The following is a 17,913-nucleotide window of genomic DNA, read 5'->3' as shown; positions in this document are numbered from 1 at the left end:
ATTTGGAGGGGTTATTGATTATATTTGTAATTGAGCAGTAATGCTCTTATAATAAACTTTTAGGGCATCCCGCTCATCTTTTCCAACATAACTATTGTGAGCAACCAAACAACGTATTTTGTATAATTCATCAACCATTACGTTTAGCCAATGTTCATTTTGCTTCGGAAAATACTTTCCAAAGACTGACCAATTTCCAACTATTATTTTACCTAATTCAATAAAATCACAATAAAACAAATCATTACCACCTCGTAATGGTAAATATTTACTTTCTTGTTCGCTCTTTTTTAATTTATCTATTGTGTCTTGTACTTTTCTTGGAATATTTACAGTTTCTGTCTTCATAATCTCTTCAATGAATTTTCTTAATGAATTTTCAATACAATATAAATACAAGTAAACTTCCGACATTTCTCTTCCTTTTTGTTGAATATCTTGAGGTAAAAGATTTAGATGGCCAAAGTTTACATTTTGTTGTATTTCTTCTATACTATCCATTAGAGAATTTTCATCAGAAATTAGTGGATAGAATATCTCATTAATATATTTTCTGCGCTCAGCATATCCTCCTTTAGCTTGCATCTCTCTTCTAAATTCTTGAAGTGTAACACAAGTTTTAAATTCTCTCGGTTGGTTAGAAAGAAACTTGGTCGATTGTTTAAGTTCATTTTTTAAACTTTTGTATTCTGCTTCATTTTCGCTTGATATAGAAACATCAGTTGAAGCACCGGTAAGAAGTATTTTTAAACGCTCAATATTGTCTGTGTAATTCATTTTTTTGATATAATCATCAATACTTTGAAATAAGTTGTATTAATGAGTGGTTCTATGGTTACAAAAATACAAATTAATTTCTCCTGTATTTTATAAGTACACGCCAAATCCATCCTCTCGAAGCCAAACTCTACCACTTATACAAAGGCTCTTCTAAACTGTTATAATTTTAAAACTCTAATAAATTATAGTATGGATACACAACAAAAAGACCTATCATATTTCAGGTTACGACTACAAGAATTATTAAATACCAGCTTCCCAGAAAAAGCAAACGACCAAAAATTTATTGAACAACGTTCCTTGTGGGCTACTAATGCCTACGAGGGCGCTTTTCGTTCGGGAAATACTATTGAACAATGCAACGAAATAGCCAATTACATTCTTTTTGAGGGCTTGCACTTCTCCAAATTCGATACAGTTTTCCAAGTCGTATGCAATGAGTTTGATACCATAATGGCGGATGAGGAACTGCGACCGTTCGCTCTTAAAATGTTCCCTGTTTGTGAGCCGGCTTTCTCCGGCTATCAACTAACCGATGATTTCGCTTATAACACAGAGTACGACCTACTCTATACCGAAATAACAGGAACCATCGCAATATGGATAGAGGAAAATGGGCTTCAGTAAGAAGCAACATCTCCAAAAGAACATTGATGCCCTGCGAATTGCTTTTAGACTAGAAAAGGAGAAACGACAAGCCACAGTAGGCGAAAGACTGCTAATGATGCAATACAGCGGATTTGGCGGTCTTAAATTCGTGCTGAACCCCATAGCGAACGAAATAGACATCAATCATTGGAGAAAAACGGAACATGAGCTTTTCCCGATTACGCAGGAACTCCACCAGCTACTCAAGGAAAATTCCGAAGACGAAAAGCAATACCGCAGGTATGTGGACGGTATGAAAAGCTCTGTTCTGACGGCTTTTTATACACCACCACAAATCATTGATACGATTTCCGCAACCTTGCGTGAAAGCGGTTTAAACATTAATAAGTTCCTTGAACCCTCCGCAGGTATCGGCTCATTTATACAATCCTTTTCAGAAAATCAAAAAGCCAGTGTTACTGCCTATGAAAAAGACTTGCTCACAGGCAAGATTTTAAATCAGCTTTATCCCGATAGCAATATCCGTATAAGTGGTTTTGAGGAAATACCCGAAAAGGAACAAAACAGCTATGATGTAATCGCCAGTAATATTCCATTTGGCGATACTTCTGTATTCGACCTTTCCTACTCCCGAAGCAAGGACAGTGCAAAAGTGCAGGCTTCCCGAAGCATACACAATTATTTTTTCCTGAAAGGTGCTGATATGTTGCGTGAGGGTGGCTTGTTGGCTTACATTACTTCGCAGGGTATTCTCAATAGCCCAAAGAACGAACCGATACGCAGGGCGTTGATGCAGGATAACAATTTGGTTTCAGTCGTTCGATTGCCCAATAACCTGTTTACGGAATATGCAGGAACGGAGGTCGGAAGCGATCTGATTATTCTGCAAAAGAACACGGCGAAACAAAGTCTGACCGAAAGGGAAGACCTGTTTTGCCAAAGCAGGCAAACAGAATACAATACTCCTGGCAATGCACTCTTTCAGGATAGCGCAAGGATTGTACATACCGATCGGAAATTAGATACCGACCCTTATGGACAATCTGCACTAATTTATACACACAAAGACGGGGTTGAGGGAATTGCTAAAGACCTCAAACAAATGCTTATCAATGATTTTGGGAAGCATCTTAATTTGAATTTATACAAAGGCGAACGGAACGATGAACCTATAATACAAATTCCCGCTACTCCAAAGGTAAAGCCTCCAATTGTCGAACCCGTAGCCATTCAGCCACAGCTTGTACCAACTCCTGCAAGTAATCAAGACACTACACAGGAATTGAAACAGCTAAGCATTTTTGACCTGTTTGAAAATGCGTACGAACCTGTTATGGTTGTTGCTCCGCCCAAAAGAACAACACAAGTTAAAAGGCAAAGCATCAACAAAATTAGCCGTGCAATAGGTCGCCAACCTGACCTGTTCGGTAGTTCGATGCAGCAGCCTTATGCGCCACCTGTTACTAATAGTGTCACCAATGGAAATACATCTACCAATGGCAAAAAACAGGAAGCTATTGGCGACCTGTTTTCAACAATAAACGGGAATGGTCAAACTGATAAGCCAGTCGTTCCCGATACTATTCCAGAACCTGCTCCTTATAGTGGCAAACTGCATCCATTCTACCGTAACGATTGCCTAGTCGCAGATAATGGTTGGGTCGGTCATCTGCAAGATATAGATACATCAAATGAAAAAGCAATTTTTCATCCTTTGCAATTACCGACTTCACAGAAAGCAAGAGCCGAAGCATACATTGCGTTACGTGATGTTTACCAAGAGCTTTACAACAAAGAGGCAAAGTTTCAGACCGAACACAAAGGAGAAAGGGAAAACCTTAACCGTCTTTATGATGAGTTTGTCAAAAAGTACGGTAACCTCAACAGTGCCGATAACATCAAACTCATAAAAACGGATAGCTCCGGTAAGGAGATCCCTTATCTGGAGCGTGTGGTTGGTGGTGTGGTACACAAAGCCGATATATTCAGCCGCCCTGTTAGTTTTTCTACCATAACCATAGCAACGGACAATCCCGAAGAAGCGTTAGCGGCTGCGCTGAACAAATACGGAAGCGTGGATTTGGACTATATGTCCGAAATCAGCGGTATGACGGACGAGGCTTTAAAAGAAGCATTACACGGTCGTATTTACTACAATCCTTTGCAAAAAGAATATGAAATATCTGAACGCTGGATTGCAGGGAACGTGGTAGAAAAAGCCCAAGAGATACAGAACTACATTGAAAACAATCCCAATGATATCGAAGCCAAAACAAGCCTTACTGTTTTGGAAGAAGCCCGACCAAGACGAATTGAGTTTGAGGAACTCGATTTTAATTTAGGTGAACGCTGGATACCCACTGGTATTTATGCCCGTTTTGCTTCACATCTTTTTGATACGGACGTACTAGTTCATTATTCTGAAAGTTCGGATGACTTTTCCGTAAAGTGCGACCGTAAGAATTTGCATATATGGGAAAAATACGCTGTCAAAGCTGAAAGCCGGACGTTTGACGGTATTGCCCTGCTTAAACACGCCCTTGTCAATACCACGCCTGATATTACTAAAAAAATTACGGTTGGCGACCAAGAAGTCAAGGTACGGGATATGGAAGCCATACAAATGGCGAACACCAAGATTGACGAAATCCGTACCGCATTTACCGAATGGCTACACGCCCAAAACGATGAGTTTAAAAACAGGCTGACCGACCAATACAACGATACTTTTAATTGCTTCGTTCGACCGAACTATAACGGAAGCCATCAGGACTTTCCGGGTTTAGACCGTAAGGCATTAGGTATTGAAGACTTGTATTCGAGCCAAAAAGACACCGTTTGGATGATAAAACTGAACAATGGTGCTATCTGCGACCACGAAGTAGGTGCAGGAAAAACGTTGGTAATGTGTACCGCAGCACAGGAAATGAAGCGTTTGGGCTTAGCCCATAAACCTATGATTATCGGGCTGAAAAGCAATGTTCACGAAATTGCCGAAGCCTACCGCACTGCCTATCCACACTCTAAAATTCTGTTTCCAGGCAAAGAGGATTTTACACCTCAAAAGCGGATGAGGATTTTCGGGGATATTAAAAACAATGATTGGGATTGCGTAATCCTCACACACGACCAATTTGGGATGATACCGCAATCGCCCGAAATACAAAAGGAAATTCTCCAAATCGAATTGGATAGTGTAGAACGAAACCTCGATGCACTACAATCACAAGGCAAGGAAGTGACCAGGGGTATGCTTGCTGGAGTAATCAAGCGGAAAGAAAACCTCGAAGTTAAACTCAAAACCCTGCAACACGATATTGAAAATCGCAAAGATGACGTAGTGGATTTTAAGATGATGGGCATTGACCATTTGCTTGTGGACGAAAGCCATCAATTCAAAAACTTGATGTTTAACACAAGACATTCCAGAGTTGCAGGATTGGGTAATGTTGACGGAAGCCAAAAGGCAATCAACCTTTTGTTTGCTATCCGCACCATTCAGGAACGCATTAATGCGGATATGGGAGCAACTTTCCTTTCCGGAACGACCATCAGTAATTCGTTAACCGAACTGTACCTATTATTCAAATACCTCAGACCAAGAGCAATGGAAAAACAGGGCATTCATTCTTTTGATGCCTGGGCTGCTATTTACGCAAGGAAAACAACCGATTATGAATTTTCGGTTGCCAATAATATTGTTGCAAAAGAACGTTTCCGCTATTTTATCAAAGTGCCGGAGTTGGCGCAATTCTATTCAGAAATAACGGATTACCGAACGGCTAAGGATATAGGCATTGACCGCCCTAACAAGAATGAGGTATTATATAACATACCACCTACACCCGATCAGGAAGTGTTTATTCAAAAACTAATGGAATTTGCCAAATCGGGAAATGCTTCTTTATTAGGAAGAGCTCCTTTATCTCCATCTGAAGAAAAGGCAAAAATGCTCATCGCTACTGATTATGCCCGTAAGATGTCTTTGGATATGCGGATGGTAAGCGGTGCGTATGATGACCACCCCGACAATAAGGCTTCGCATTGTGCGGACAACATTGCTAAATATTACAACCAATATAATGCACAAAAAGGAACGCAGTTTGTTTTCTCCGATTTGGGAACCTACAAGCCAGGCGAATGGAATGTGTATTCCGAAATCAAACGCAAGCTTGTGGAAGACCACGGTATCCCTGCGAACGAAGTACGTTTTATTCAGGAAGCAAAAAATGACAAGCAACGCAAAGAGCTTATCAAAGGAATGAATGAAGGTAAAATCCGCATACTTTTCGGTTCTACAAGTATGTTGGGCACAGGAGTTAACGCACAAAAAAGAGCCGTTGCTGTTCACCATTTGGATACACCGTGGCGACCAAGTGACCTTGCCCAAAGGGACGGCAGAGCTGTTCGCAAAGGCAATGAAATTGCCAAGTTCTTCGCAGGTAATAAAGTAGATGTAATCATTTATGCCGTAGAAAAATCATTGGACAGCTATAAGTTTAACCTACTATACAATAAACAACTATTCATAGACCAATTGAAAAACAACAATCTCGGCAAACGAACCATTGACGAGGGCAGTATGGACGAAAAATCGGGAATGAATTTTTCGGAATATGTGGCTATCCTATCAGGAAATACCGACCTGTTGGATAAAGCTAAATTAGAAAAACAGATTGCGGGGTTAGAAAGCGAAAAACAGGCGTTCAACCGTTCAAAGTATAGTGCGAAGTACAAATTGGAAGACTATACGGCTGAACTTGATAAAGCCCAATCCCGCTTTGACCGTATGAGCCTTGATTGGAATAATCTACAAGGGCGTATTCAAAAACGTTCGGATGGTACAATTGCAAATCCTGTACAGTTGGACGGTTTACCGCCCAATGCGGATATAAAACAAATCGGTGCAAAGCTTAACCAGCTTGCGGACAAAGCCCGCACCGGAGGTCAGTATGAAGAAATAGGAAGCCTGTACGGATTTACCTTGTATGTCAAAACCGAAATGTCCGAAAAGGAGGGCGTGGATATACGGGTAAACCGCTTTTTAGTGCAGGGAGAGGGCAATATCAAATATACCTACAACAACGGTTTAATTGCTAAAGATGAGAAGCTGGCGGCTATGAACTTTCTTAATGCACTGGAGAAATTGCCGGGCTATATCGAGCAGGAGCAAAAGAAAATTGCGGAAATACAGAAGGATTTACCTGTTCTTCAGAACGTGGTAAACGGTATGTGGTCTAAAGAGAGTCGATTGAGCGAACTCAAAACGGAACTGGCTGCCGTTGAACGGAAGATACAGTTGTCTATCACTCCGGAACCTAAAGAAGAACCAGCAGAACAAACCGAAAAACAGAAGCAAACTATAAAAATTTCAAAAGAGAATGAACAAACAAAAGCTATTACAATTCATCTATCAAGAGGAATTTAATAAGAAAGTTATTTTACTTCATCCTCCTCATCCATTTTTTTGATCAAAGTATCACGCATACTATCAAGAAATTTTGTCCTGTTCACTTTTCGTGATTTAAGCTCCATAAATGTATGATAGAAATCCCCCAAATCAATATTAAAGGTACATTCGAATGTTTTAGCAATCAGTTTTAAATCGGCATTACCATTATCAAATACTCCTTGTGAATATAGGCCGTAAACCAATTCGGTTAAAGCAGTTTTACTTCCAGTCCAATTTAATGAAGAATAATCAAATACTTTTTTCTGATTTTTATTATTCAGTTGGTCTTCGAGATATACTTGTATCAAATCATTGGCAATTATTTTAGCTACTTTATAGTCGTGTGAAGTTGTAAAATTGTGATCAGTTTCAAAATAGTAAGTATCTATGCTTAATCTCACATCATAACCACCTCTTACAAAATACCTCTCATCAAGATAGATGCTATTGGTTCTATAATACTTATAAAATTCGAGGTTGTTATCAAAAAATCTTTTTAGTTTTGCTAATTCATTGTCAATATACTTCTTTATTGTTTTCCCATTTCCATAAGGCTTTTTGGTTTCTATCTTATAAATAGCATTGTAATAAATTAATTTGGACAGAATAACAGGTTTCAACTTTTTAAAGAAGTAGATTTCTTCTTGTTTATTTTTAAAACCTCGTTTTAATACAAATTCTTTTAACTTTGATAAGCAATCTACTATAAGCACAATAACTTCCTGTGGCAGTAAGATTGGGTCATCTACTTCCAATGTCAACTCCTTGATTTTTTCTTCGAGTTTCTGTACGCATTCATTATAGTATTTTTCCATAGATTTTAGTTTAAGATTAAAATCGTAATGGGTAAGAACCCCGATATAATTTTAGCTATGTGGTTTTCATTGCAAAAAGATTTATGGTGTTAGGAATTTGTTTTTAAATAATCAACAAGAGCTTGTACCGCAGTTACTTTTAAATGTGTTCTGTTGGTTCCATATTTTTCTGACACACCTTGTTCAGTGATATAGGCAACCTTATATGTTTTTTGTTTTTTTAAATGTTCGTTCTCGTAGTAGATTTCCTCAATACGATAGCCATACGGATTTTCAATGTGGAATTTGATCTGTAATCCTAAATATCGTTTACAGTAACCGCCCATTTGTTTCATAGGATTAGCTGAAAAAGTACGTTCAAAGTTTTCTTCCAACATATCAATGATCTCTTGTCCCGTCATATCAACGGTAGAAATGATTGGGTTCATAGGAACCATACTGTACAAATCCCACATCGTAATATTTCCTTTATCAATAGGCGCACCGTAACGCCATCCGTTAGAAAATGCTATGTTTACACCAGCAGCCTTGCTAATTGCTTTTAATAACAGATTATCCATAGATGATGAGAAAGCATCATACCGATGTAATATGGTATTCGTTCTCCCAACAACATCTTCTTGCAAGTTTCTGTATGAAGCCATAATGTCATTTACAATATGTTCTACTGGTTTATGGCTCGCAACATCTTCGTTCACTTCTATAAGCTTGTATTGATAATTTATAATTTTATTATCTACGATGGAAAGTTTAAGATGTCCCACAAAAGAGCCGTGGCAACCACACTGTATTATTATGGTATCTTTTACTTTTACAGGTTCATATATTCTGTTGTGGGTGTGCGCACTTAAACATATATCAATTCCTGTTGTACTTTTAAGTAATTCAATATCCTGCGGGTAGCCATTGTGCGAAAGTAATATGACCAAACTTGCTCCCAATCCCTTTACTTCTTTTACATAACCGTTTATTTCATCCATTCCGTCAGTTACATAAATTCCTTGTTTGAACTTAGCGGGCATCGTCTTATCGATAATATTGGCACAAATACCGATTACAGCAATTTTTTGATTACCTACCTCAATAAATGAATACGGTTTCAGCAGTAGGGTACCGTCATCCTTATAAACATTGACACCTAATACGGGATAATTAAGTAGTTTATCTAATGCTAAAAGATGTTCCGGCCTATAGGCAAAATCCCAATGTCCCACCATTGCACTAAAACTAAGTTTGTTTAAAATTGGAATTAGTACTTCGCCTCTGGAAGCCACTACGGGTAAGGTTCCGTGAAAGGTATCGCCTCCGTCAAAAAACAAGGTGTGTTCATTCTCTTTTCTTATCTTCTCGAAAACAGAGGCGATTTTTGCATAGCCTCCTGCTGTTTTAATAAATTCCCCGTCCTTACCATAAAATAGTTCTGGGTGTGGTTCAAGATAACCGTGTACATCATTTATAAATCCTATTGATAATTCCATTATATATAATTTAAAGTTTTAAAGCATTTTTGATTATGGATGAACAATTGCCCAGCCTTCGTATTGCCTTAATATAATTTCTCCATTACCGCTAGGGACGTAGTTCACAAAATCAAACAATTCGTTCTTGTCAATTTTTCGTTCTTCCATTGTTTTAGAACACTGGACAAATAAAACGCCCTTATCTTTGAGTGCAACCAATAATTTTTGGTAGCTGTTAGCTTTTTTATACATTTCCACACCGTCAGAAAACGCAAGGACTTCTATCTGTAATTTACCTTTCAACCGTGGGTCACTTAGTACATTATTGATGTTGCGAAGGATCCCCTTTATTTTTTTATCCTCTGCTTCGTTCAAGATATAAAGCGCATTGTAATGTTTTTTGTATGCTTTCGCGGGCTCAAAAGTGGTATCTGGTTTTTGTTGCGCAAAAATGCTAATAGACATAAAACATAGTACGGCTATTAGCAAAGCTTGTAGTTTTTTCATTTTATTGTTTTTATTGTTCATTTATTAATTCTTCTATTTCCTTTACAAATTTTTCAGATGCGTAATTGGCAAATCCGGTATGATGAAGCCTGACTTTACCTTTCTTATCCAATACTACGGTTGTTGGTAATGAACCGGAAAACACTTCCGTTGGAACATTACCGCTGGACTGATACATTGGAACTGAAAAATTTTCTTTTTCCAGATATGCCCTTCCCGCAGCCGGGTCATTGTCCTCGTTGAGGGTTAGAAAGAAAATGCCAGGGTTATCCTTAAATTGGGTATACAGAGTTTCAATAGATGGAAATTCAGCCCGACAGGGTGGACACCAAGATGCCCAAAAATTGATAAACACTACTTTTCCTCTTAATGATGAGGTATTTTGTATGCTCCCTTTTCCGTCCGTAAAAGTAAAATCAGTATTTGTAAGGCTTACTGTATCCGCATCCTTTTTGTCTATACTCGCGTTAAAAATTCCTGTTGACATTAGTTGGCGCAGCACAAATGATTTTGCATCGGGGCTGATAAGCAATATCCCGACGGCAATTACCATAAATATGGTAAATGCATTTTTCTTAATGTACTGTAGCTTTTTCTGTGGTGGTTTCTTATTAGAAACTTCTTTATTGTTAGTCATAATTCATTCTTTTATCAATTAGTTACTATCTACAAGTTCATTCACAACTTTGATGATCTCGGGACTTGTATAATCCCTACCACCTTCGATACGGGCAATCATATCTCCGCTTTTGTCTAGTATGACCGTAGTTGGAATTGAACTGCCTAAATATTCAGAAGGTATATTGCTGGCTGGAACATATACAGGCAAATCATACTTATTCTTCTCCATAAATGCAGTGGATTTTTCCATCTTGTTGTCTACATCTACCATCAGGAATACGATGTCGTTATTGCCTTTGTACTTTGCTTTTAGTTCGTTAATGGTAGGCATTTCCTGAATGCAGGGCGGACACCAAGTTGCCCAAAAGTTGATAAATACTACCTTACCTTTTAATGAACTTAACGATACGGTTTTTCCATCTTTATCAGTAAAGGAAAGGCTGGCAGTTGTTGAGACCTGTGCTTCCGTTGTCCCAACTCCTGTCGTCGTCGAATGCTCGCTCTCTACCTTATTTTCTTTCTTCTTATCCGTATTCCCGCAAGCAGCCAGCGATATAGCTGTGATTATGAAAAGACCAGAACGAATTGCCAAATTTTTAAATTGCATTTTCATACTAAATGATTTTAATTACTTATTCTATAAATTTTTACTCTTGTATTTGTTAATTGCAGATTGAATAAAACCGTAATAGCTTTTCTGATTGTAATCTGCTCCAGTAGGTTTGATCAGTATTTCCTCGTTAGATGGGTCTAAAAGTACATAGTGAGGTTGCGAATTGGAGTTAAACTTACTCGCCTGAAAATCGCTCCATTTATTTCCTATGGTACGTATATTTTTGCCACTAAATGATGATACAAATTGTTCTGCCTGTGGTAATTCTGTTTTATCGTCCACATAAAGTTGGATGATGATAAGTTCTTCGTTCAATAGCTTGTGTACGTCTTTATCAGACCACACGGATGCTTCCATCTTACGGCAATTAACACAGGCATGCCCTGTGAAATCGAGCATGACAGGTTTGCCCACTTTCTTTCCATATTCTATTCCCTCCTCATAGTCAAAAAAGACATTAAGGTTTAAGGGTGCGTGGAATATATCCGAATATTTGCGGGCTTTGCTATCGACGACATTATTTGTCTCTGTCCTACCAAATGAAGAAGTATACAGGTCAAAATCTTGTGTTGTCTGTGGTGGTAAAAATGCCGAAATGGATTTTAAAGGTGCTCCCCACAATCCAGGAACCATATACAGGGTAAACGATAGTACAAGTATTGACAGTACCATTCTCGGCAGGCTCAATGTATCCATTGGACTATCATTCGGAAACCGAATTTTTCCTAATAAATAGAAACCTAAATATCCGAAGATTATAATCCAAAGTGCTAAAAAGACTTCTCTGTCGAACCAATTCCAATGATATGCCAGATCCACATTGCTCAAAAACTTCAAAGCAAGAGCTAATTCTAAAAATCCGAGTGTGATTTTTACGCTATTCAGCCAACCTCCCGAAGATGGAAGGCTTTTTAAAAGGCTTGGGAACATTGCAAAAAGCGTGAACGGTATTGCTAATGCCAATGCAAAGCCGAGCATCCCAATGGCGGGACCTAAAAGTTCCCCCATTGTTGCAGCCTGTACCAGCAACGTTCCGATAATTGGACCAGTACAGGAAAAGGACACTACGGCTAATGTTGCTGCCATAAAGAAAAGCCCTAGCAAACCTCCTCGATCAGCTTTACGGTCTAACTTGTTCGCTAGCGAGGCAGGCAATGTAAGCTCAAATGCACCGAAAAAGGAAAAGGCAAATACAACTAAAAGAGCGAAGAAAGCAAAATTAAAAATCCCGTTTGTAGATAGACTGTTGAGTGCATCCGCACCGAAAATTAGCGTAATGAAAATACCCAATAGAACGTAAATGAGTATGATAGACAATCCATATATCATTGCTTGGATTACCGCCCTGCGTTTCGTATGACCGCTTTTGGTAAAGAAACTTACCGTTAAGGGCAGCATCGGAAAAATGCAGGGCATCAACAATGCTGCAAAGCCGCCGATAAAACCCGCAATAAAGATTGCCCAAAGGGAACTTTTATCGGTTGTAGCTTCATTCTTTTGCAATGTTACCCCGTTTTCATTAGTTAGCAAAGTTTCTGGCTCTTTGGATGTTGCAATACTTTCCTTCTGAACGGGCTGCTGCTCGGTTATTTCTGTAAACTCCACATCATCATGCGATACGAGGCTGTCTGTCTGCGCATTTGCAGTAACAGCCACCAAACCAAAGATGAATAGTACCGTTAATATTTTTGATATTAATCTCATATTAAATTCTTTATTTTATGGGAATGCTGAACGCCACTTCTTCAGGCGGTAAGCATTGCTTATCGTTACAAACCATATAGGTAAGCGTACCTTTTACCGTAGGCGCATTGCTTGTTAATTTTACCTTTTGCTGGAAAACCACTAATTTTTCATAATAACCCACTTCCATATCAAAAGTCGTGTCGTGTTTGACAATTGGTTTAGCCGCCTGAACCTTTCCGCTTAACTGATAAGCTTTTGACGAATGGAAAGAAAAACTTGTAGGCTGTGGACCGTTTTTAGGAACCGTTTGCGAATAGATATGCCAGCCATCGTTTATTGTTGCCTTAAAGAACAATACAGCTTCTTTATCACTAACGCGTTTAGAAGCATACGACCACTTCACAGGCTTTAGTATTTGTCCGAAAGAGGCGGCACTTGCGAATAAAAATGCCACAAAAAATATTATCTTTTTCATTGTTTTACTAATTATTTTTCTTTTAATAGTTTAGTCACTAGGTCAACCACTTCCTTTGACGAATAGTCAGCTCCGCCAACATGCCTTGCGATGATATTGTTTTGCTTATCTACGATAATAGTAGTAGGGATAGAGCCTGAAAATAACTCACGGGGTATTTCGCCATCGGGAACATAAACTGGCAAATCAAATTTTTTGCTTTTCATCCACTCTTTTGATTTTTCTATTTTTCCGTCCACATCTACCATTAGAAATACGACATCTTTATTGTCCTTAAAAATCTTACGCAGTTCATTAATCGATGGCATTTCGTGAATGCAAGGCGGACACCAAGTAGCCCAAAGATTAATGAAAACGACCTTTCCTTTTAAGGATTTTAACGAAATGGTTTTACCGTTTTCGTCCTTAAACTTTAAATCTGGCGTTTCTTGAGAATTGGTTACTAATTTCTGTTCGATATTTATTTGTTGATTTGCGCTCACAGTTGCATTAATGCCATTTCGATTTATTGATGCGTATGCCCATCCCGTAATTGCTATTAATGGAAGTATGGCTATTTTTTTGATATTCATTTTCATAATACTATTTTTTTATTTTCCCTTCTTTGATTTCTTCAGATGGTTTGATAATGATTTTGTCGGCCAGAGAAAGATTACCAAAAACCTCTGTAATTGTATCTAAACGGATACCTTCCTTTACAGCAATCCGTTTTACTTCGTTGTTATTCAATGTTAGTACATACGTTCCAGATTGGGTGTTTAGAACACTCTTGCTTTGTACCCAGTTAGACACGTTTTTACGTTTTAATTTCAACTTGACCTGCGCATAATCACCTCCCTGCAATTCGCCCGATGTATTATTTACGTCAAACTCAAGTGTTAGCGAGCGATCATGTTGGTCGAGCAATCCAGATGTTCGAGATAGTTTGGCATCAAACGTCTTACCTGGCTGCGAGCTTACGGTAAAAGAAGCAGACATACCGTCATAAACAGATGATGCGTGTTTTTCCGGTAGGGATAAGGTAAGGCGGAGTTTATTACTCTGTGCCATCATAAACAAAGGTGTATTACCTCCTGTTCCGGCTAATGCCCCAACAGAAACATTCCTTTGGGTTATTATGCCATCAAACGGTGCTGTAAGGCGAAGGTACTTTTGTAACTGTGAAGAATGTGCCGTTCCCGCTTTAGAAGCATCAAAAGCAGACTTGGCACTTTCCATCGCACTTTTAGCTCTGTCAAGTTCGATATCCGCAACCGCTCCCGTTGTTTTGGAAGCCGTTACCAATCTGTCATAAGCCTGTTTTGCATACAGGTAATCACTATAAACCTTTTGCTCTGTAGATTTATCAGAAAGATACTGTTGTTGCATTTCAGGAGCTTCGAGTACGGCTAAAAGCTGACCTTTGCGAACTCGATCGCCTCGGTCAACATACATTTGTTTTACAAATCCTGTAACCTTTGCATAGACCGCTACCTGCTCGAAAGGTTTGAGTTCTGCTGGAACGGCTATTTCGTACTCGGGATTGATGACCTGTAGAGGAGCCGTTTTATAGTTTACAGGTTTTGCCTGCTTATTTTGCGTTTGTCCTTTTTCCTGCTCTTTTTGTGAACAAGCGGATAGCAACAATACCATTGATATGGTAAATGCCAGTATGGTTGTTGATTTTTTATTGATTGAAATGCTGTGATACATTGTTTTTGTTTTTAAGTTTATTATATCGTTTGTTTATCGGACTGTTCTGCATAATACCTACTATCTTCATCATCAGGGTCTAACGAAGGACTGATTATTGAAGTCCTCGACATTAGGGAAGAAAAGAAATGCGGAACTAATAACAAGATGGTTACAGTGGAAGCAATCAGCCCCCCGATAACAGCTCTTCCCAAGGGTGCTACTTGTTCGGCTCCATCGCCTAAGCCCATTGCCATTGGTAACATTCCGGCAAGCATCGCCGCTGCTGTCATCAACACTGGTCTTAACCTCGACGAAGCAGCGAGCCTTGCTGCATTAGCAGGCTTAAGTGCCAGTTTTTTTCGATAATGTTCGGCTTGATTAACCAATAATACTGCATTAGAAACCGATACACCAAGCGACATAATAATACCCATATAGGATTGCAGGTTAAGCGTACTACCTGTGAGGAATAGAATGATAAGACTACCGGCAATCACGGCAGGTAATACCGATAGAATAATAAGCGGTACTTTGAACGATTGATAAAAAGCCGACAACATAAGGAATATAGCTATAATTGCCACACCTAAACCTGCCAAAAGACTACCCAAAGTATCATCTAAAAGCTGTAGTGTACCTTCTGTCCAAACAATAGTTCCACGAGGTGGCTCTCCAGCATTTTTGATAGCTTGTTTAACTGCTCGTGAAGCTGTACCTAAATCTTTTCCGTAAAGGTTAGCCACAATGGTAACGTAACGGTTAGGCCCCTTTCTGTTTACTTGTGCAGGAGAAGTAACCCTTCGTATGGTTGCTACATCTTCAAGTACCGGGCGAAGACTTCCAGCTTTCAAGGGAAGTGACCGAAGTCTTTCTTCCGACATAATGCCCTCTGGAATTTGTACTTGTGTTTGAAAAACCAGTCCTGATTTAGGATCAATCCATAGGTTCTTATCCGTAAAGCGTGTAGATGATGTAGCCGTAACAAGGCTACGTGTAATATCCTGCATCGTCAGTCCAAATTGTCCAGCAAGGTCACGGTTTACGTCAATTTCCATTGTTGGATAGGCAATAGGTTCGGCAATACGCACATCCCTCAGATATGGAACTTTTTTTAAATTGGCTTCAATTTTTGATGCATGGGCAAAAGCACCTTTTATCTGATTGGCTCCAACTTTAACTTCAATAGGCGTCATCGCTCCTTGACCCATAATCTTTTCGGTCAGTTCCATTGGTTCGAAATTAAATGCGACTTCGGGGTACTTCTCTATAATCTTTTTACGGACTTTCTCTTTGAATTCTTCCATTGATCCATCATACACTTCTTTATTGACAGATATTTGCAGTATAGCTTCGTGAGAAGAATTACTGAAAAGGAATATCGGATTTATCGGAGACCCTGCGGGGTGCATACCTACAAATGCAGAGGTAATATTTAAACCGTTGTCAGGCAGTTCTGCTTTGATATCTCCTGTAATATCTTTAACAATCTGTTCTGTTTTTTCTATTCTGCTTCCCTGTGGAGCCTGTATGCGTATCTGAAAATCTCCATTATTGGAAACTGGCATTACATCAGTGCCAACAACTGTTAATAAAACGCCAGCAATTACATTCGCTACCAGCACATACACAACAAAAAGTGGGATAGCCTTGGTTGACCATTTACGCATCCTGTAAGAATAGTTTACCCGGAATTTTTCAAAAAAAGCTCGCTTTCTTGGAGTATTGGCTGCTGTGTTGTGCTTGTTCTTCATCATCCAGTTGGCCAGTATCGGTACAAAGGTCTGTGAAGCCAAAAAGGATGCAATCATTGCAAAGGCAACCGCCATCGACAGAGGCATAAACATATCTCTAGGAATGCCTGTCATAATGAAAGCAGGGGTCAATACAGCAAGAATACATAGTAAGATCAATAATTTCGGTATAGAAATTTCGATTAAAGCATCTATAATTGCCCGTTGCTTGGGTTTACCCATTTCCATATGTTGGTGGATATTCTCTATGGTTACTGTGGCTTCATCAACGAGAATACCGATGGAAAGAGCAAGACCACTCAATGTCATGATATTTATGGTTTGCCCTAAGAGATATAAAACAGTAACTGCTGTAAGAATGGCAATTGGAATAGTCAATACCACAATGATAGCTCCACGTGTGTCTCCCAAGAACAATAGTATGACCAATCCCGTGAAAACAGCTCCTAAAATACCTTCGTGTATAAGGTTGGAAAGGGAACGTTCGATATAATTTGATTGGTCAAATTCATAACTGACTTTTACATCTTCAGGTAATTGGTCTTTCAGCATCGGAATGGCAGCTTTTAGGTTCTCCACGGCATCCAATGTGGAGGCATCTGCTTTTTTGATAATAGGCAGGTAAACAGAACGTTTTCCGTTTATCAAAGCGTAGCCTACTGTTTGATCTGCTCCGTCCTCCACACGGGCTACATCGCCAACATATATAGTACGGTTGTCGCTTGTTTTTACAGGGGTCTTCAATAGTTCTGCAGGTCCTTTAGCGATAGAGTTTATAGGAGCCATCAAGTTTTCATCTCCTATGCGAATACTTCCAGCAGGAGATGGAAGACTATTTTTAGTGATGGCAACGGTAATATCTTCGGGGCTTAATCCATTGGCTTGCATTGCGTCAGGATCGATATTGATCACAATGGAACGTACATTTCCGCCAAAAGGAGCGGGAGAAGTAATGCCTGGGATTTGTACGAACATTGGTCTGATTTTGGTCAATGCCAATGTCTGTATTTCATTTACGGAACGCTGGTCGCTTTCAAAAACAAGGTTACCTACTGGAAGCGAACTACCGTCAAATCTTACTACCATAGGTGGAACTGCTCCGGGCGGTAGGAAACCCATTGCCCTTGAGACCGATGTTGATACCTCTCCAGCAGCTTGTGCCATATCCGTTCCGGGATAAAAGGTCAGCTTCATCAGGGTTAGCCCCTGTACGCTTTTAAAATCAATGTTTTTTACTCCACTCACAAAAAGAAGTACCTTTTGGAACTCGTTAGCCATAAACCCGTCCATATAAGCTGGGGACAGTCCACCGTAAGGCATAGCAACATACATCGCAGGCAATTCCACTTCGGGAAAAATGTCTACGTTTATTTTTTTTACGGTATTATAGGAAAAGAAAGCTATTGCTAGTACGACAACCATAATCGCAATTGGTTTTCTTAACGCAAATCTTATAATGTTCATATACGA

The 17,913-nt window shown here is 39.2% G+C and carries 13 protein-coding genes; 2 read left to right on the top strand and 11 right to left on the bottom strand.

From position 1 onward, the window contains the following. Window positions 1-18: 18 nt before the first annotated feature. On the bottom strand, window positions 19-777 hold the full coding sequence (locus tag IW18_RS02785; protein WP_041516057.1) for a Swt1 family HEPN domain-containing protein: 759 nt from the start codon (window positions 775-777) through the stop codon (window positions 19-21). Between the two features lie 192 nt (window positions 778-969). Between IW18_RS02785 and IW18_RS02780 the strand changes: the two genes are divergently transcribed. Next, entirely contained in the window at window positions 970-1,407 is a 438-nt protein-coding gene (locus tag IW18_RS02780) for a DUF1896 domain-containing protein (protein ID WP_041516056.1), read from the top strand. After that, on the top strand, window positions 1,394-6,817 hold the full coding sequence (locus IW18_RS02775) for an N-6 DNA methylase (RefSeq protein ID WP_041516055.1): 5,424 nt from the start codon (window positions 1,394-1,396) through the stop codon (window positions 6,815-6,817). The genes IW18_RS02780 and IW18_RS02775 overlap by 14 nt, the downstream gene beginning before the upstream one ends. Before the next feature lie 8 nt (window positions 6,818-6,825). On the opposite strand, the gene IW18_RS02770 is transcribed toward IW18_RS02775, so the two are convergent. The 10 genes from IW18_RS02770 to IW18_RS02725 form a co-directional block, all read right to left on the bottom strand. Continuing rightward, window positions 6,826-7,656: an RteC domain-containing protein gene (locus IW18_RS02770; protein ID WP_041516054.1), complete on the bottom strand. Its 831-nt coding sequence runs from the start codon at window positions 7,654-7,656 to the stop codon at window positions 6,826-6,828. Between the two features lie 89 nt (window positions 7,657-7,745). Further along, the gene (locus tag IW18_RS02765; protein ID WP_041516053.1) at window positions 7,746-9,134 is read right to left on the bottom strand and encodes a bifunctional metallophosphatase/5'-nucleotidase; all 1,389 of its coding nucleotides are present in this window, start codon (window positions 9,132-9,134) and stop codon (window positions 7,746-7,748) included. A gap of 33 nt (window positions 9,135-9,167) precedes the next feature. Next, window positions 9,168-9,623 (bottom strand): DsrE family protein, encoded by a 456-nt coding sequence (locus IW18_RS02760; protein ID WP_041516145.1) that lies wholly within the window; start codon window positions 9,621-9,623, stop codon window positions 9,168-9,170. Between the two features lie 10 nt (window positions 9,624-9,633). Further along, window positions 9,634-10,260: a TlpA family protein disulfide reductase gene (locus IW18_RS02755; RefSeq protein WP_041516052.1), complete on the bottom strand. Its 627-nt coding sequence runs from the start codon at window positions 10,258-10,260 to the stop codon at window positions 9,634-9,636. Between the two features lie 18 nt (window positions 10,261-10,278). After that, entirely contained in the window at window positions 10,279-10,857 is a 579-nt protein-coding gene (locus IW18_RS02750) for a TlpA family protein disulfide reductase (RefSeq protein ID WP_041516051.1), read from the bottom strand. A gap of 24 nt (window positions 10,858-10,881) precedes the next feature. After that, a complete protein-coding gene (locus IW18_RS02745; RefSeq protein ID WP_041516050.1) occupies window positions 10,882-12,561 on the bottom strand; it encodes a protein-disulfide reductase DsbD family protein in 1,680 nt (559 codons plus the stop codon). A 10-nt stretch (window positions 12,562-12,571) separates the two neighbouring features. Next, window positions 12,572-13,018 carry a protein-disulfide reductase DsbD N-terminal domain-containing protein gene (locus IW18_RS02740; protein WP_041516049.1) on the bottom strand — a complete coding sequence of 149 codons (447 nt, stop codon included), beginning with the start codon at window positions 13,016-13,018 and terminating at the stop codon, window positions 12,572-12,574. An 11-nt stretch (window positions 13,019-13,029) separates the two neighbouring features. Beyond that, window positions 13,030-13,596, bottom strand: coding sequence for a TlpA family protein disulfide reductase (locus tag IW18_RS02735; RefSeq protein WP_041516048.1), 567 nt, complete (start codon window positions 13,594-13,596; stop codon window positions 13,030-13,032). Between the two features lie 4 nt (window positions 13,597-13,600). Beyond that, complete coding sequence (locus IW18_RS02730) at window positions 13,601-14,710, bottom strand: efflux RND transporter periplasmic adaptor subunit (protein ID WP_052480059.1); 1,110 nt, start codon at window positions 14,708-14,710, stop codon at window positions 13,601-13,603. Between the two features lie 20 nt (window positions 14,711-14,730). Then, on the bottom strand, window positions 14,731-17,907 hold the full coding sequence (locus IW18_RS02725; RefSeq protein WP_041516047.1) for an efflux RND transporter permease subunit: 3,177 nt from the start codon (window positions 17,905-17,907) through the stop codon (window positions 14,731-14,733). Window positions 17,908-17,913 lie beyond the last annotated feature (6 nt).

Origin of the sequence: Flavobacterium hibernum, assembly GCF_000832125.1 — a bacterium.
Taxonomy (GTDB): Bacteria; Bacteroidota; Bacteroidia; order Flavobacteriales; family Flavobacteriaceae; genus Flavobacterium; species Flavobacterium hibernum.
The sequence above is the reverse complement of the archived record's forward strand: the minus strand, read 5'-3'. Positions and strand labels throughout refer to the sequence as shown.

Coding starts and splice junctions, on each gene's coding strand:
- IW18_RS02785 (WP_041516057.1), bottom strand. CDS start 777: ATGAATTACACAGACAATATTGAGCGTTTAAAAATACTTCTTACCGGT.
- IW18_RS02780 (WP_041516056.1), top strand. CDS start 970: ATGGATACACAACAAAAAGACCTATCATATTTCAGGTTACGACTACAA.
- IW18_RS02775 (WP_041516055.1), top strand. CDS start 1,394: ATGGGCTTCAGTAAGAAGCAACATCTCCAAAAGAACATTGATGCCCTG.
- IW18_RS02770 (WP_041516054.1), bottom strand. CDS start 7,656: ATGGAAAAATACTATAATGAATGCGTACAGAAACTCGAAGAAAAAATC.
- IW18_RS02765 (WP_041516053.1), bottom strand. CDS start 9,134: ATGGAATTATCAATAGGATTTATAAATGATGTACACGGTTATCTTGAA.
- IW18_RS02760 (WP_041516145.1), bottom strand. CDS start 9,623: ATGAAAAAACTACAAGCTTTGCTAATAGCCGTACTATGTTTTATGTCT.
- IW18_RS02755 (WP_041516052.1), bottom strand. CDS start 10,260: ATGACTAACAATAAAGAAGTTTCTAATAAGAAACCACCACAGAAAAAG.
- IW18_RS02750 (WP_041516051.1), bottom strand. CDS start 10,857: ATGAAAATGCAATTTAAAAATTTGGCAATTCGTTCTGGTCTTTTCATA.
- IW18_RS02745 (WP_041516050.1), bottom strand. CDS start 12,561: ATGAGATTAATATCAAAAATATTAACGGTACTATTCATCTTTGGTTTG.
- IW18_RS02740 (WP_041516049.1), bottom strand. CDS start 13,018: ATGAAAAAGATAATATTTTTTGTGGCATTTTTATTCGCAAGTGCCGCC.
- IW18_RS02735 (WP_041516048.1), bottom strand. CDS start 13,596: ATGAAAATGAATATCAAAAAAATAGCCATACTTCCATTAATAGCAATT.
- IW18_RS02730 (WP_052480059.1), bottom strand. CDS start 14,710: ATGTATCACAGCATTTCAATCAATAAAAAATCAACAACCATACTGGCA.
- IW18_RS02725 (WP_041516047.1), bottom strand. CDS start 17,907: ATGAACATTATAAGATTTGCGTTAAGAAAACCAATTGCGATTATGGTT.